This is a genomic window from Streptomyces sp. SLBN-118 (assembly GCF_006715635.1).
Classification (GTDB): domain Bacteria; phylum Actinomycetota; class Actinomycetes; order Streptomycetales; family Streptomycetaceae; genus Streptomyces.
On sequence record NZ_VFNP01000001.1, the window covers coordinates 2,126,887 to 2,142,492 of the forward strand.

Consider the following 15,606-nt stretch of genomic DNA (forward strand, 5'->3'; position numbering starts at 1 on the left):
GATCAACAAACGCATGGCTTTCGAACCGCCGCAGCGACTCGTCCGGGCTCTGGGCGAGAGTGACCTCTGGCTCGGGCAGCTGCCCAAGACCGTGCAGGAGGCGGCGGACCACTGGGAGCTGGACGTCGAGCGGGTGATGGCGCCCGGCGGCCGCAGCAGCCTGGTCCTTCTCGTACGGCAGCCCGACGGCACGGCCGCGGCGCTCAAAATCGCGCCGCCCTCCGCATCCCCGGGCCCCGAGCGAGCGGCGCTCGCACACTGGGACGGCTTCGGCGCGGTCCGCCTGCTGGGCGCCACGGACGGCGCGCTGCTGCTCGAACGGCTGCATCCGGAAGTCTCGCTGCGGTCCCTGCCGGAGGCCAAGGCGCTGCTCGAGGCGGCGGGGACGTTGCGGCGACTGTGGATCGAGCCGCCGGCGGACCACGACTTCGAGACCGTCGCGGAACGGACGGCACGTCAGGCGGAGGCGATGCGGGCGTCCGCGGGACCGGCCGGGCTGGTCTCGGCGGCGCTGGCCGCGCGGGACGAACTCACGGCGCTGTCCCCCGAACTCCTGCTGCTGCACGGCAACTTCCGCCAGGGAAAGGTCCTTGCCGCCGACCGCACCCCCTGGCTTTCGGTCGGCCCCGAGCCCATAGTCGGAGAACGCGCCTACGACTTGGCCCGCCTGGTCCGCGACCGAGTCGAGGACCTGATCGCCTCTGCGGCGGGCGCGTCGGTGGCCCGGCGCAGGGTGAACCGGCTCGCGGACTCGCTCGAAGTGGACGCCGACCGGTTGCGCGGGTGGACGCTGTTCCGGGCGGTGGAGTCGGGAACGCGGGCGATGGCCGCGGGGCGGCGGCAGGAGGCGGAGCTGGCGCTGGAGTTCGCGGGCTGGCTGTAGCGCCGGGGCTGAAGTTCAGCCCGTCCGTCGAGGGGCGGGCCTCCGGGGCAGCGCCCCCGGAGGCCGCCGCAGGCGTCAGCCCCGAAGCCGCGCCACCGCGTCCGCCACCGTCAGCTCCTCGCGCTCACCCGTCCGCCGGTCCTTCAGCTCCACCACGCCCTCCGACGCCCGGCGGCCGGCCACCACAATCTTCGGGACGCCGATCAGCTCCGCGTCGGTGAACTTCACGCCCGGCGAGACACCCGGGCGCTCGTCGACGAGGACCCGCAGGCCCGCAGCCGCCAGCTGGTCCGCGACGTCCAGGGCCAGTTCGGTCTGGAGCGCCTTGCCCGCGGCGACCACGTGGACGTCCGCCGGGGCGATCTCGCGCGGCCAGCACAGGCCCTTGTCGTCTGCCGTCTGCTCGGCCAGGGCAGCCACCGCGCGGGAGACACCGATGCCGTACGAGCCCATGGTCACCCGGACCGGCTTGCCGTTCTGGCCGAGGACGTCGAGCTGGAAGGCGTCGGCGTACTTGCGGCCCAGCTGGAAGATGTGGCCGATTTCGATGGCGCGGTCGAGCTTCAGTCCCGTCGCACACTTGGGGCACGGGTCGCCGTCCTCGACGACGACCACGTCGAGGTAGTCGTCGACGGTGAAGTCCCGGCCCGCGACGACATTACGGGCGTGCGTGTCGGGCTTGTTGGCGCCGGTGATCCACGCGGTGCCGGGTGCGACCCGCGGGTCGGCAATGTAGCGGACCTTCTCCAGGCCCTGCGGGCCGACGTATCCGCGTACGAGATCGGGGCGGCCCGTGAAGTCCTCCGCGGTGACCAGCTCCACCTCGGCGGGGGCGAGATGGTCCGACAGCTTGCCCAGGTCCACCTCGCGGTTGCCGGGCACACCGACAGCGACGATCTCGCCGTCGACCTTGACCAGGAGGTTCTTGAGGGTGGCCGAGGCCGGGACGCCCAGGTGCTCGGCGAGCGACTCGATCGTGGGGGTGTCGGGAGTGTCCAGCTCCTCGACGGGACCGTGCCCGTCGGACTCGACGGCCTCGGCGGCGAAGGTCACGGCCTCCGTGTTCGCGGCGTAGTCGCAGGCAGGGCAGTAGACGAAGGTGTCCTCGCCCGCCGCAGCCGGGGCCAGGAACTCCTCCGACGCCGAACCGCCCATCGCACCGGATACCGCCGAGACGATGCGGTGCTCGAGCCCGAGGCGCCGGAAGGTCTTGATGTACGCCTCGCGGTGCAGCGCGTACGACTCGGCCAGGCCCTCGTCGCTGGTGTCGAAGGAGTACGAGTCCTTCATCTGGAACTCGCGGCCGCGCAGGATGCCCGAACGGGGACGCGCCTCGTCGCGGTACTTCGTCTGGATCTGGTAAAGGATCACGGGCAGGTCCTTGTAGGACGTGCACTGGTCCTTGACGAGCTGGGTGAAGATCTCCTCGTGCGTCGGGCCGAGGAGGTAGTCCGCGCCCTTGCGGTCCTTGAGGCGGAAGAGCTCCGCTCCGTACTCCTCCCAGCGGCCCGTCGCCTCGTAGGGCTCCTTGGGCAGCAGCGCCGGCAGCAGCACCTCCTGCGCGCCGATCGCGTCCATCTCCTCGCGCACCACGCGCGTGACGTTCTCCAGGACCTTCTTGCCCAGCGGCAGCCAGGACCAGATACCGGCGGCGTTGCGCCTGACGTAACCGGCGCGGACCAGCAGCTTGTGGCTGAGCGTCTCGGCGTCCGCCGGGTCGTCGCGCAGTGTCTTGATCATCAGACGGGACATGCGCTGGACCTGGGCCATGGTGAACTCCTGCTCGGAATGTGTGATGAGCAGGAGGTTAGCCGGGCCGGACCGGCAGGCGGAAATCAGTTGTCGCGCAGCAGCGGCAGCACTGCCCCCATCACCGCATACGGACTGGGCGCACTCGGGAACATCACCTGGCGCGCGAGGTCCTGGTAGCCGAGCGCGCGGTACAGGCCGCGGGCCGGGCTTTCGGTGTCGATCGCGGAGAGGATCGAGCGGGGCTGCTCGACGCTGTCGGTGATCGTGGTGATCAGTGAGCGGCCGATGCCGCGCCCCTGGAAACCGGGGTGGACATGGAGTTCGGTGATCACGAAGGAGTCGTCGAGCCAGTTGTCGGTGCCGTTGCGGCGCAGATACGGCTCCACGACGGTGGACCACCAGTGGGTGCGGCTGTTGGGCATGCCGTACACGAAGCCGACGAGTCGTCCCGTCTCCGTCAGCGCGCCGAGCGCACGCGCGCCGGAGCAGAGGAGATGCCGGTGGACGATGTGGCGGCGCACCTCGACCTCGTCGTCGCTCAGCCCGAACGCGAGGGCCTGCACCGCGAGGGCTTCGTCGATCCGCGCCGAGAGATCGACCGGGGCCACCGCAACGCTCGGGGTCCCGGGTCCACCGCCTGAGAGTGCTGCCATGCACGAACCCTACTTGGCGTGGCCCGAGGTCAGAACAGCACGCTCATGAAGGCGCCGACCTCGCGGAAGCCGACCCTGCGGTATGCCGCTCTGGCTGCGGTGTTGTAGTCGTTGACGTAGAGGCTGACGACCGGGGCGACGTCCGCGATTGCGTAGCGCAGCACGGCCGTCATGCCGGTCTCGGACAGCCCGCGGCCGCGGAACTCCGGTGCCACCCATACGCCTTGGATCTGGCAGGCCTCGTTGGTGGCCGCGCCGATCTCGGCCTTGAAGACGACCTGCCCGTCGTCGATACGGGCGAACGACCGCCCGGCGCCGACGAGTTCGGCGACGCGGGCCTGGTAGAGCAGTCCGCCGTCGCCGGCCATCGGCGAGATGCCCACCTCCTCGGTGAACATCGCCACGCAGGCCGGCATGATCACGTCCATCTCGTCCTTGCGGATCCGGCGGACGTACGGGTCGGGCTCGATGCCGTCGGGAATCTGCTCGGTGACCATGAGCGGCTGGCGGGCACGTACCTCCCTGGCCGGGCCCCAGCTCGGCTCCAGCAGCCGCCACAGCTGGGAGGTGGACTCGGCGGGGCCGACGATGGAGGAGCAGCGGCGGCCGGTTCTGCGCGCCCGGTCGGCGAAGGCACGCACGGCCTCGGGGGTGGCACAGATCGGTACGAGGTTGGCGCCGGAGTAGCACAGCGAGCGCAGCCGCCCGTCGGTGTACCAGCCCCACATCTCGCCGCCCAGGCGCCAGGGGTCGAGACCGGCGACCTGGACGCGTGAGGTGACAAAAGCGTTGGCGACAGGCTCGCTCTCGAGGATGGCGAGCGCTGCGCCGAGGTCACTGGGTTCGAGGACCCGGGTGGTGGTCTGCGTCAACACGAGGGGGCCTCACCATACGGTCTGCTGATCTCCGAACTGTACCTGGCAGGTCCGGGGGCTGCCGAGCTCAGCACAAGGCCCCGCCGAACGCCGGGGGGGCGCACAACGGGGCCGGTACGCGCTGATCAGCTGACCGAGACCTCGGGCTCGCCCGAGAGGACGCCGTCCTTCTCCATCTGTTCGGCGATCTTCATCGCCTCTTCGATGAGGGTCTCGACGATCTTCGACTCGGGAACGGTCTTGATGACCTCGCCCTTCACAAAGATCTGACCCTTCCCGTTGCCCGACGCGACACCGAGGTCGGCCTCGCGGGCCTCGCCGGGACCGTTGACGACACACCCCATGACCGCGACGCGCAACGGCACCTCCATACCCTCAAGGCCCGCCGTGACCTCGTCGGCGAGCTTGTAGACATCCACCTGGGCCCGGCCGCACGACGGACAGGAGACGATCTCCAGCCGCCGCTGGCGCAGGTTGAGCGACTCCAGGATCTGGATACCGACCTTCACCTCTTCGGCGGGCGGCGCGGAGAGCGAGACCCGGATGGTGTCCCCGATCCCCTCGGCGAGCAGCGCCCCGAAGGCGACCGCGGACTTGATCGTGCCCTGGAACGCCGGCCCGGCCTCGGTCACCCCGAGATGCAGCGGATAGTCACAGGCCGCCGCGAGCTGCCGGTAGGCATTGACCATCACGACCGGGTCATTGTGCTTGACCGAGATCTTGATGTCGCGGAAACCGTGCTCCTCGAACAGCGACGCCTCCCACAGCGCCGACTCCACCAGCGCCTCCGGCGTCGCCTTGCCGTACTTGGCAAGCAGCCGGGCATCCAGCGAGCCCGCATTCACCCCGATCCGGATCGGGGTGCCACTCTCGCCCGCCGCCCGGGCGATCTCCTTGACCTTGTCGTCGAACTGCTTGATGTTGCCCGGGTTGACCCGGACCGCCGCGCACCCGGCATCGATCGCGGCGAAGACGTACTTCGGCTGGAAGTGGATGTCCGCGATCACCGGGATCTGCGACTTACGGGCGATCGTCGCCAGCGCGTCCGCATCATCCTGAGTGGGACACGCAACCCGCACGATCTGGCACCCGGACGCGGTCAGCTCGGCGATCTGCTGCAGCGTCGCCCCCACGTCCGAGGTACGGGTCGTCGTCATCGACTGCACGGACACCGGCGCGTCCCCGCCGACGGCCACCGAGCCGACCTGGATCTTGCGGCTGACCCTCCGGTCGGCGAGCTTCGTCGGAACGGACGGCATTCCGAGAGAAATTGCAGTCATCTGCTGTGCAACCCCAAGGTGTGGATCAAGGTCCCGAGATCGGCGGGCTCCAGGCTCCGAGATTACGGCACTGACGTTGACGCGAGCACATCGCGAGGGAAACGCCACGCAAAGGTGACGGCCGGACACAAAGAGTGTCCGGCCGTCACCAAACGTGTCACTCAGCTGATTTTGACCGGGTTGACGATGTCGGCGACCAGCACGAGCAGGGTGAAGCAGATGAAGATCCCCGCCACCACATACGCGACCGGCATCAGCTGTGCGACGTCGAAGGGACCCGGGTCGGGACGCCGGAACACCTTGGCGACATTGCGGCGTACGGACTCCCACAGCGCGCCCGCGATGTGCCCGCCGTCCAGCGGCAGCAGCGGCAGCATGTTGAACAGGAACAGCGAGAGGTTGAACGTCGCGAGCAGCATCATGAAGGTCGCGATGATGCTCTGCGTCGGGACGTCCAGGTTCAGCACCTCGCCGCTGATGCGCGCTGCGCCGACCACGCCCACAGGGGAGTCGGCCTTGCGCTCGCCGTCCGAGAAGGCGGCGTTCCACAGGTCGGGGATCTTGGACGGAAGCGCGACGATGGACTCGACGCCGTTCTCGATCATGTCGCCCATGCGGTCGACGGAGGCGCCGAAGGAGAGCGGGAGGATCTCGGTCTTCGCTGCGAAGCCGAGATAGCCCGCAGGGACGTACTTGCCGGCGACGACCTGGCCGTCGGAGTCCTTCTTGGCCACCAGGTTCTTGGCGAGCGTGGCCTTGAGGACCTGCTGGCTGCCGTCCCGCTCGACGGTGATGGTGGCCGGGCCGATCGTCTCGCGGATGTGGTTGGACAGCGTGGTCCAGTCGGCGACGGGCTGCCCGTTGAAGGCGACGATCTTGTCGCCCACCTTCAGTCCGGCGGCCTGCGCGGGCGATACGGGATCGCCCTTCTTGCAGCTGTCACGGTCCTCGCTCTGCGAGATGACGCACTTCTGGACGCCCGCGACCTCGGTGGTCTGGGTGGCGAAGCCGTACGCCATCGAAACGCCGAGGAAGATCGCGACGGCGAGGACCAGATTCATGAACGGTCCCGCGAACATCACGATCACGCGCTTCCACGGCTTGCGCGTGTAGAAGAGACGGTCGTCGTCGCCTGGCTTGAGCTCCTCGAAGGCCGCCGAGCGGGCGTCCTCGATCATGCTGCGGAACGGCGAGGTGGACCGTGCCTCGATCCGGCCGTCGTCGCCGGGAGGGAACATCCCGATCATGCGGATGTAGCCGCCGGCGGGGATGGCCTTGATCCCGTACTCCGTCTCGCCCTTGTGCCGGGACCAGATGGTCGGGCCGAACCCGACCATGTACTGGGGCACGCGGATGCCGAAGAGCTTGGCCGTCGAGAGATGGCCGAGTTCGTGCCAGGCGATGGAGATCAGCAGGCCCACAGCAAAGAGAGCTATGCCGATGACCGTCAACAGAATCGTCATGCGCGAGCCTCCGCTGTCGCCTTCACTGCCAGTTCCCGCGCCCGTGCCCGGGCCCAGGTCTCCGCTTCCAGGACGTCCGCCACCGTGAGCGGAGTTCCCTGGGCGGGCACACCGTGCTCGGTGACGACTTCGGTGACCGTATCCATGATTCCGTTGAACGGCAGCCGCCCGGCGAGGAAAGCGTCCACGCACTCCTCGTTCGCGGCATTGAACACCGCCGGGGCTGTTCCGCCCAGCTCCCCCACGTGCCTGGCGAGTCCCACCGAGGGGAAGGCCTCGGTGTCGAGCGGGAAGAACTCCCAGGTCGAGGCCTTGGTCCAGTCGAAGGCGGGGGCGGCGTCGGGGATCCGCTCGGGCCAGCCGATGCCGATGGCGATCGGGCCTCGCATATCGGGCGGAGTGGCCTGGGCGAGGGTGGATCCGTCCGAAAATTCCACCATGGAGTGGACATAGGACTGGGGGTGGACGACGACGTCGATGCGCTCGAACGGGATGTCGTAGAGGAGATGCGCCTCGATGACCTCCAGGCCCTTGTTGACCAGCGTCGCACTGTTCACGGTGATGACCGGGCCCATCGCCCAGGTGGGATGCGCGAGGGCGTCCTTGGGAGTGACATCGGCCAACTCGGCGCGGGTGCGGCCGCGGAAGGGGCCGCCGGAGGCCGTCACCACGAGCTTGCGCACATCGGCTCTCGTCCCGGCCGCCAGCGCCTGGAAGAGGGCGGCGTGCTCGGAGTCGACTGGGATGATCTGGCCGGGCTTGGCGAGCGCCTTGACCAGCGGCCCGCCCACGATCAGCGACTCCTTGTTGGCGAGGGCGAGAGTGCGGCCCGCTTCGAGGGCGGCGAGGGTAGGGGCGAGGCCGATGGAGCCGGTGATGCCGTTGAGCACGGTGTGGCAGGCGGAGGCGGCGAGCTGGGTGGCGGCGTCGCGGCCGGCCAGGATCTCGGGCAGCGGCTCGGAGCCGTACTGATCGGCCAGCGCCTCGCGCAGTGCGGGCACCACGTCTTCTCGGGCCACCGCGACCGTGTCGACCCGCAACTGCCGCGCCTGCCGGGCGAGGAGTCCGACCCGCCCGCCCGCGGCGGAGAGCGCCGTGACACGGAACCGGTCGGGGTTGCGCAGAACCAGGTCGATGGCCTGGGTGCCGATGGACCCGGTGGAGCCGAGGACGACGATGTCGCGCAGGCCTTCGGTCGCGTCGAAGGCGAGATGCGGGTCGGCGAGGGGGGATGGGCTGTCGCTCATGACCCCATTGTGGCCGTAACCGCTGTCCGACTGGACAGTGCGTCCCTATGCGCCGCTCTTGCGGCCCGCGCTGAACTTCTCCCACTGGGCGTTCACGACCTCGTCTGGCACCTTCCCGATGTCCTTGGTGCCGAGGAACTCGCCGCGGAAGGACAGGGTGGTCGAGCCGGAGCGGACGACGGTCAGGTACTCGTACAGCTTCAGCTTCCCCTTCACATCGAGGAAGGTGAAGCGGTACGCCCTGGCCTCGTCGCCGAACGCGGGCGCCTTGGCGGGCTCCACCTTGAGCACTTTCGCCCTGGCGACGGCCCGCTCCTCGATGTAGTCCCCGGCGCACTGGGCTCCCGCGGTGGTCAGGGCCTTCATGACGGCGGCGGCCCGACCCTTCTCGTACGACCGCAGCTGTACGGCAACGCTGAGCCCGGCGACCTGACCGGGTACGCCGACCTCACGGTTGACCTCGGCGACGGGATCATGGGCGGTGGCGCCCCTGGCGAGGCTGACAAGGGGCTGGCAGACAGCGGGATCGGCGGTGTAGTCCTCCCCCAGCGGCCCGCCGAGGGTGTACTCGGAGGCGGTGTACGCGCCGGTCTTCTCGCCCTCGGTGAAGGAAACGGCCCTGAGCTGCGCCTCGGTGAGGGCGGCGGGGGCGGCGGCAGTGGGTTTGTCGTCGGACTTCTTCTCCTCGGCGGCGTCGCACGCGCCGATACCGCCGAGGACGACCGCCACAAGGGCGGCCCTCCGTAGACCACGCTGCTTGACTGCCCCGAACATCCCTGCCCCAATTCGGTGTTGACCGTGATCCGTGATCCGTGATCCGTGATCCGTGATCCGTGATCCGTGATCAGAGGTCGATTGTGGGGCAGGGAGTCCGGTGCGGTCGAGAAGGTTCTAGTGGATCGGGCGGTGGACGTTGGTGCGCTCGGAGGGGCCGGGTGTCGCGTCGGCGATCCAGGGGCCCTCGCCGCTGGGGTCGATGACGCCCTGTTCCAGCCACGTGTACGTGCCGGACAGCACGCCGTCCACGACCTTGCGGTCCAGGTCGTCGGTGTTGGACCACAGGCGGTTGAAGAGCTCCTCGACTCGGATGCGGGACTGACGGCAGAAGGCGTCGGCCAGCTGGTGCGCCTCGCGGCCGTGGTCCTCGGTGGCGCTGAGCAGTTCCGCGCGTACACAGGCCGCGCTCATCGCGAACAGCTCCGCGCCGATGTCGACGATCCGGCCGAGGAAGGCCTGCTTGGTCTCCATCCGGCCCTGCCACCTCGACATGGCGTAGAACGTGGAGCGTGCCAACTTGCGGGACGAGCGCTCGACATAGCGCAGATGGGTCGCGAGGTCCCCGAACTCGGCGTACGAGCGCGGGAGTTGCCCCGGTCCGGCAACCAGCTTCGGCAGCCAGCGGGCGTAGAAGCCACCGGCGCGCGCGCCTGCCTTCGCCTTGGCGGACAGCGGTTTGGCGGGGTCGATGATGTCTCCGGCCACGGCCAGGTGGGCGTCGACGGCCTCGCGGGCGATCAGCAGATGCATGATCTCGGTCGAGCCCTCGAAGATGCGGTTGATGCGCAGATCGCGCAGGACCTGCTCAGCTGGTACGGCACGTTCGCCGCGCGCCGCCAGCGAGTCCGCCGTCTCGAAGCCGCGGCCGCCGCGGATCTGGACCAGTTCGTCGGCGATGACCCAGCCCATCTCGGAGGCGAAGAGTTTGGCCAGCGCGCCCTCGATACGGATGTCGTTGCGGTCCTCGTCGGCCATCTGGCTGGACAGGTCGAGGACCGCTTCCAGGGCGAAGGTGGTCGCCGCGATGAAGGAGATCTTCGAGCCGACGGCCTCGTGCTTGGCGATCGGCTTGCCCCACTGCTCGCGCGCCACGGACCACTCGCGGGCGATTTTCAGCGCCCACTTGCCGGCCGCGACGCAGGAGGCGGGCAGCGAGAGGCGGCCGGTGTTGAGCGTGGTGAGGGCGATTTTCAGGCCGGCGCCCTCGGGGCCGATACGGTTCTCGGCGGGGACCCTGACCTGGTGGAAGCGGGTCAGGCCGTTCTCGATGCCGCGCAGCCCCATGAAGGAGTTGCGGTTCTCGACCGTGATGCCCTCCGAGCCGGCCTCGACGACGAAGGCGGTGATGCCGCCCTTGTGTCCCTCGCTCTTCGGCACTCGCGCCATGACGACGAGCAGGTCGGCGACGACGCCATTGGTGGTCCAGAGCTTGACCCCGTCGAGGACGTACGAGTCCCCGTCGGGCACCGCCGTGGTCGCCAGGCGTGCCGGGTCGGAGCCGACGTCGGGCTCGGTGAGCAGGAAGGCGGAGATGTCGGTGCGGGCGCAGCGCGGGAGGAACCGCTCCTTCTGTTCCGGGGTGCCGAACATCTTCAGCGGCTGCGGTACGCCGATCGACTGGTGCGCGGAGAGCAGCACGCCGATGGCGGGGCTGGCGGACCCGGCGAGGGCCAGCGCCTTGTTGTAGTACACCTGGGTGAGGCCGAGGCCGCCGTACTTCGTGTCGATCTTCATGCCGAGCGCGCCGAGCTCCTTGAGCCCGTTGATCACCTCGTCGGGGATCCGCGCCTCGCGCTCGATCAGCGCTCCGTCGATCTTCGTTTCGCAGAAGTCGCGCATTTTTGCGAGGAATGCCTCACCCCGACGGGTGTCCTCGGCGGCGGGCATCGGATGGGGATGGATCAGATCGAGCCGGAAGCGGCCAAGGAAGAGCTCCTTGGCGAAACTTGGCTTGCGCCAGTCCTGCTCGCGTGCGGCCTCGGCGACCTGCCGTGCTTCGCGCTCACTGACCTTCGGAGGCTGGGAGTGGGGCTGGGACTGGGTCTTGTCGAGTGGTGCGGACATGAGGCTCACCTCGCCGCGAGTCGGGACGTCAGGGGGCGCCGGCCGGACAGCGGATCGTCTCTTACCGACCGGTGCTACTCGTCCGTAGTACCCGATTCCTCACCTGTCCACCAGTCTCAGTACCGCAGTGGAGGGAACCTGTCCGGAAGAACGGCAACGGCCGGAGCCCCCGCACAGTGGGCTCCGGCCGTCGTCCGCGGCGTACGGGCGGTTACAGGGCGAGGCCCGTGAGCACCAGCACCCGCTCGTAGGTGTAGTCGTCCATCGCGTAGCGCACGCCCTCGCGGCCCACGCCGGACTGCTTGGCGCCGCCGTACGGCATCTGGTCCGCGCGGTACGAGGGGACGTCGCCGATGATCACACCGCCGACCTCGAGGGCACGGTGGGCGCGGAAGGCGGTCTGTACGTCGTGCGTGAACACACCTGCCTGCAGGCCGTACTTGGAGTCGTTGACGGCGGCGAAGGCCTCGGCCTCCCCGTCGGCCTTCCGGACCGTCAGGACCGGTCCGAAGACCTCCTCGCAGGCCAGCGTCGTGTCCTCGGGGACGTCCGTGAGGACGGTCGGCGCATAGGAGGCGCCGTCGCGCTTGCCGCCCGCGAGCAGCTTCGCGCCCGCCTGCACCGCCTCGTCCACCCAGGACTCGACGCGCTTGGCGGCGTCCTCGCTGACCAGCGGGCCGACGTCGGTGGCGCTGTCGGACGGGTCGCCGGTGACCTGGGCCTCGACGGCCGCGACGATCTTCGGCAGCAGCCGGTCGTACACCGTGGCGTCGGCGATCACGCGCTGCACGGAGATGCAGGACTGGCCGCCCTGGTAGTTGGAGAAGGTGGCGATGCGGGTCGCCGCCCAGTCCAGGTCCTGCTCGGAGGCGAAGTCGCCGAGGACGACGGCCGCGCCGTTGCCGCCGAGTTCCAAGGTGCAGTGCTTGCGCGGCACCGAGTCCATGATCGCGTAACCGACCTTGTCGGAGCCGGTGAAGGAGATGACCGGAAGGCGCTCGTCCTGGACCAGGGCGGGCATCTGGTCGTTCGGGACCGGGAGCACGGACCAGGAGCCCGCGGGCAGCTCGGTCTCGGCGAGCAGCTCACCGATGATCAGGCCGGAGAGCGGGGTCGCCGGGGCGGGCTTGAGGATGATCGGAGCGCCGACCGCGATGGCGGGGGCGATCTTGTGGGCGCAGAGGTTGAGCGGGAAGTTGAACGGCGCGATGCCGAGGACGGCGCCCTTGGGGAAGCGGCGGGTGAGCGCGAGACGGCCCTGGCCGCCGGCGTCGGTGTCAAGGCGCTGGGCCTCGCCGCCGTTGAAGCGGCGGGCCTCTTCGGCGGCGAAACGGAAGACGGAGACGGCACGGCCGACCTCACCGCGGGCCCACTTGACCGGCTTGCCGTTCTCGGCGGAGATCAGCTGGGCGATCTCCTCGGTGCGCTCGGTGAGCCGGCGCGACACGTGGTCGAGCGCGGCGGCGCGTACATGGGCCGGGGTGGCCGCGAACTCGTCCCGCACGGCGTGCGCGGCGGCCACGGCTTCCTCGATCTGGTCCTCGGTCGGGACCGAGACCTGGCCGACGAGGCGTCCGTCCCAGGGGGAGGTGACGTCGAGCACGGTCTCGCCGGTGGCCTGGCGGCCGGCGAGCCAGAAGGCGTGGGTGGAGGTCATGTCCCGGCCCTTCCGAGATAGATGGGGTGTCTCTGCCCCACGGTAGGGGCGGGAGGGCGTCTGGGCGTTTGTCCGGGGTGGAGTGGTGGGCGCGGCGCGTGCGACGCTTTGGCCAGTGACCGGGTTCGTGGTGAGCGTGGGCCGGGGGCGTTGGCGGTTGCTGTCCCGGTGGGTGGTTTCGCCAGTCGCCGGGATCGTGGTGAGCGTGGGCCGGGGGCGTTGGCGGTTGCTGTCCCGGTGGGTGGTTTCGCGGGCGAACCGCGACGGGGGGACCCGCCGCGCTGGGACCTAGCTAGCGGCGGCGTTCCGTCGACACGATCAGGACGACCCCCGCCACGACGACGGCACCGCCGAGGGCGATCGGCCAGGTCAGCCGCTCGTTCAGGATCAGCGCGCCGAGAAGGACGGCGACCACCGGGTTGACGTACGCGTACGTCGCGACCAGGGACAGCGGCGCGGAGTGCAGCAGCCAGGCGTACGCCGTGAACGCGACGATCGAGCCGAAGACGACGAGGTAGCCGAGCGCCGTCCAGGAGCGGCCCGAGACCTCCGAGAGGGCGAAGCCGTACTGCTCGCCCCGGCCGAGGCCCACCAGCAGACAGCCGATGCCGCCCGCGACCATCTCGTACGCGCTCGCCGCGAAGGGATTGGCGGGCATCGGGATGCGGGAGGAGGAGAAGGAGCCCACCGACCACATGACGGTCGCCACGATCACGGTGAGGACGCCCCACAGGCGCACATCGCCGCTGAGGCCGGGAAGGGTCAGTACGGCCAGACCCGCCAGTCCGAGCAGCACGCCCAGATAGGCGCCGAGGCCGGGCCGCTCGCCGAAGGATCTGCGCAGCACGACCACCCAGGCGGGTACGACGGCGATCAGCAGGGCGGCGAGCCCGGAGGGCACGGAGGTCTCGGCGAGTACGACCATGCCGTTGCCGCCGAGCAGGAGCAGCAGGCCGATCACGGCCACGGACGCGAGCTGGACGCGGGTGACCTTGAGCGCCGACACCCCCTGGCGCCAGGCCACGAGCCCGGCGAGGATCAGGCCCGCGAGGATGAAGCGGGCCCCGGCGGAGAGAAAGGGCGGCATGGTCTCCACGACGACCCGGATACCGAGGTAGGTGGAGCCCCAGACGACGTACACGATGGCGAGCGCACCCCATACGGCCCCGGATATCCGGCGGCGGGGCTCGGCCGCCACAAGGGCGTCGGAGATGTCGGGCGCGGGGGTGTCCGAGGGGGAAGCGCCGGCCTCTGGGGTGCTGGAGTTGGTGGCCACGAGGCAGAACCCTAGGCACTTCTGTCGAGAAGTTCCAATGAATTTGCCCGACTTCGGGCACGAGGACCGAAGAATCTCTCGCGCCCGTCGATTACCCGGTCGCCGGTCCCGCCGTCGTCTTCAGCGCCAGCCACAGCTCCATGCGCACATCCGGGTCGTCCAGCGAACGGCCCAGGATCTCCTCGACCCGGCGCATCCGGTAGCGCAGCGTGTGGCGGTGGACTCCGAGATCGGCGGCTGCCGCGTCCCACTGGCCGTGACGCGAGAGCCAGGCACGCAGCGAGGCGACCAGGTCGCCCCTGCCCGTCGCGTCGTGCTCGTACAGCGCGCGCAGCATGCCGTCGGCGAAGGCGCGCACCGCGTCCTCCGCGAGCAGCGGCAGGACGGATCCGGCGGCCAGCTCCTCGTGCTCTACGAGAGCGCGTCCGCGGCGCCGGGCCACCGAGAGCGCCTGTTCGGCCTGTTTGTACGCGCCTGCGGCGGCAATCGGTCCGGTCGGCGCCGAGAGTCCGACGGCCACCTCGGCGTCCTCGGCCTCCTTGTCGGCGTAAGCGGCGGTGCAGGCCGCGACGACCGCGCCGCCGTCCGCGGCCAGCACCACGAGACGGCCGTCGATGTCGGGGACGACGAGCAGCGGCTCGGCGGCCCGGGACGCCGCAGCCTCCAGAGATTCGGCGAAGGCCGGCAGCGGGTCCTCGGCGGCCGGGTCGACCTCGCCCGCGAGTTCGGCGATCAGCAGCCGGAAGGGCGCGTCGAGCAGCCCGCCGTACAGGTCACCGGCGACCGCGCGGGCATGGTCCTGCTGGCCGGAGAGCAGCATGCGCAGCACCGCGGCGCCGAGGCGCTGCTCCGCGGCCTGGAGCGAGCGTGTGCGCTCCGTGGTGAGAGTCAGCAGGGCGACGGCGGAGTGCACGGCATAGCGCTCGGCGGTCCCGAGCGGGGCTCCCGTGCCGACGGCCAGCGCGCCGCGGAGGCGCCGTCCGGTGCCCAGCGACTGCAGTTCGACCCGGTCGTCGTCGGTGTCGCCGACCACCGCGCTGGCGGGTGCGGGCCGCTCGCGCAGGCGCTCCACGTCGGCGGTGAGCCGGGCCGCCCGGCGGGAAGCCCATTCGGGAGCGGCTGCGACGACCGAGCCGGACGCGTCGTACAGCGCGGCCCAGCCGTCGACGGTCGCGGCGAGTCTGGCCACGACGGCCTGCGGACCCTCCGCCAGAGCGGCCCGCGTCAGCTCTCGCTGTGCCTCGAAACCGGCCGTCACCGCGCGGTACTGGTCGGCCGCGATCGCCGCCGAGACCGCCTTGCTGATGGCGAGGAAGGGCGTGCGACGTGGTACGGCGAGAAGCGGAAGGTCTTCCTCCCTCGCGGCCTCGACCAGCGCGTCGGGGATGTCGTCGTAGTACACGCCGACCGCGAAGCCGAGCCCGACGACACCGGCGCCCACCAGCCTGCGCACATAGCGCCGCATGGCCTCGCGGTCCTCGGCGTCCAGGGTCATCGCCGTCACCAGCAGCAGCTCGCCGCCCTCCATGTACGGCACGGGGTCGGCGAGCTCACTGACATGTGCCCAGCGCACGGGCGTCTCCAGCCGGTCCTCCCCCGCGCGCACGGTGAGTTTGAGCGCCGAGTGCTGGACGAGCGAGGCGAGCGTGGGCGGCATGGGGACCGGGGGCCCTTCGAGC

Annotated in this window: 12 protein-coding genes; 1 reads left to right on the forward strand and 11 read right to left on the reverse strand. The window is 70.2% G+C overall.

What is annotated here, in order from left to right; genetic code table 11:
- Positions 1-13: 13 nt before the first annotated feature.
- The gene (locus FBY35_RS09495) at positions 14-883 is read left to right on the forward strand and encodes an aminoglycoside phosphotransferase family protein (protein ID WP_142213364.1); all 870 of its coding nucleotides are present in this window, start codon (positions 14-16) and stop codon (positions 881-883) included.
- 75 nt (positions 884-958) lie between these two features.
- Here the strand turns inward: FBY35_RS09495 and FBY35_RS09500 are convergent, their stop codons facing one another.
- The 11 genes from FBY35_RS09500 to FBY35_RS09550 form a co-directional block, all read right to left on the reverse strand.
- Entirely contained in the window at positions 959-2,653 is a 1,695-nt protein-coding gene (locus FBY35_RS09500; protein WP_142213365.1) for a proline--tRNA ligase, read from the reverse strand.
- A gap of 65 nt (positions 2,654-2,718) precedes the next feature.
- Positions 2,719-3,288, reverse strand: a complete 570-nt coding sequence (locus FBY35_RS09505) for a GNAT family N-acetyltransferase (RefSeq protein ID WP_142213366.1) — start codon at positions 3,286-3,288, stop codon at positions 2,719-2,721.
- Positions 3,289-3,317: 29 nt separating this feature from the next.
- Positions 3,318-4,163, reverse strand: coding sequence for a GNAT family N-acetyltransferase (locus FBY35_RS09510; RefSeq protein WP_186356894.1), 846 nt, complete (start codon positions 4,161-4,163; stop codon positions 3,318-3,320).
- Positions 4,164-4,288: 125 nt separating this feature from the next.
- Positions 4,289-5,443, reverse strand: coding sequence for a flavodoxin-dependent (E)-4-hydroxy-3-methylbut-2-enyl-diphosphate synthase (gene ispG / locus FBY35_RS09515; RefSeq protein ID WP_142213367.1), 1,155 nt, complete (start codon positions 5,441-5,443; stop codon positions 4,289-4,291).
- A 161-nt stretch (positions 5,444-5,604) separates the two neighbouring features.
- A complete protein-coding gene (locus FBY35_RS09520; protein WP_142213368.1) occupies positions 5,605-6,906 on the reverse strand; it encodes an RIP metalloprotease in 1,302 nt (433 codons plus the stop codon).
- On the reverse strand, positions 6,903-8,153 hold the full coding sequence (dxr, locus tag FBY35_RS09525) for a 1-deoxy-D-xylulose-5-phosphate reductoisomerase (protein WP_142213369.1): 1,251 nt from the start codon (positions 8,151-8,153) through the stop codon (positions 6,903-6,905). Before dxr ends, FBY35_RS09520 begins: the two co-directional genes overlap by 4 nt.
- Positions 8,154-8,198: 45 nt before the next feature.
- Complete coding sequence (locus tag FBY35_RS09530; protein WP_142213370.1) at positions 8,199-8,927, reverse strand: hypothetical protein; 729 nt, start codon at positions 8,925-8,927, stop codon at positions 8,199-8,201.
- Between the two features lie 117 nt (positions 8,928-9,044).
- Positions 9,045-10,994 (reverse strand): acyl-CoA dehydrogenase family protein, encoded by a 1,950-nt coding sequence (locus tag FBY35_RS09535; protein WP_142213371.1) that lies wholly within the window; start codon positions 10,992-10,994, stop codon positions 9,045-9,047.
- Between the two features lie 211 nt (positions 10,995-11,205).
- Positions 11,206-12,651: an aldehyde dehydrogenase family protein gene (locus FBY35_RS09540; protein ID WP_142213372.1), complete on the reverse strand. Its 1,446-nt coding sequence runs from the start codon at positions 12,649-12,651 to the stop codon at positions 11,206-11,208.
- 292 nt (positions 12,652-12,943) lie between these two features.
- Positions 12,944-13,864, reverse strand: coding sequence for an EamA family transporter (locus tag FBY35_RS09545; RefSeq protein ID WP_260848675.1), 921 nt, complete (start codon positions 13,862-13,864; stop codon positions 12,944-12,946).
- A gap of 154 nt (positions 13,865-14,018) precedes the next feature.
- Positions 14,019-15,584 (reverse strand): PucR family transcriptional regulator, encoded by a 1,566-nt coding sequence (locus FBY35_RS09550; protein WP_142214988.1) that lies wholly within the window; start codon positions 15,582-15,584, stop codon positions 14,019-14,021.
- Positions 15,585-15,606: the final 22 nt, after the last annotated feature.

What these genes read in the sequence shown, in the direction of transcription:
- FBY35_RS09495 (WP_142213364.1), top strand. Translation starts at nt 14, where the DNA reads ATGGCTTTCGAACCGCCGCAGCGACTCGTCCGGGCTCTGGGCGAGAGT.
- FBY35_RS09500 (WP_142213365.1), bottom strand. Translation starts at nt 2,653, where the DNA reads ATGGCCCAGGTCCAGCGCATGTCCCGTCTGATGATCAAGACACTGCGC.
- FBY35_RS09505 (WP_142213366.1), bottom strand. Translation starts at nt 3,288, where the DNA reads ATGGCAGCACTCTCAGGCGGTGGACCCGGGACCCCGAGCGTTGCGGTG.
- ispG (WP_142213367.1), bottom strand. Translation starts at nt 5,443, where the DNA reads ATGACTGCAATTTCTCTCGGAATGCCGTCCGTTCCGACGAAGCTCGCC.
- FBY35_RS09520 (WP_142213368.1), bottom strand. Translation starts at nt 6,906, where the DNA reads ATGACGATTCTGTTGACGGTCATCGGCATAGCTCTCTTTGCTGTGGGC.
- dxr (WP_142213369.1), bottom strand. Translation starts at nt 8,153, where the DNA reads ATGAGCGACAGCCCATCCCCCCTCGCCGACCCGCATCTCGCCTTCGAC.
- FBY35_RS09530 (WP_142213370.1), bottom strand. Translation starts at nt 8,927, where the DNA reads ATGTTCGGGGCAGTCAAGCAGCGTGGTCTACGGAGGGCCGCCCTTGTG.
- FBY35_RS09535 (WP_142213371.1), bottom strand. Translation starts at nt 10,994, where the DNA reads ATGTCCGCACCACTCGACAAGACCCAGTCCCAGCCCCACTCCCAGCCT.
- FBY35_RS09540 (WP_142213372.1), bottom strand. Translation starts at nt 12,651, where the DNA reads ATGACCTCCACCCACGCCTTCTGGCTCGCCGGCCGCCAGGCCACCGGC.
- FBY35_RS09550 (WP_142214988.1), bottom strand. Translation starts at nt 15,584, where the DNA reads ATGCCGCCCACGCTCGCCTCGCTCGTCCAGCACTCGGCGCTCAAACTC.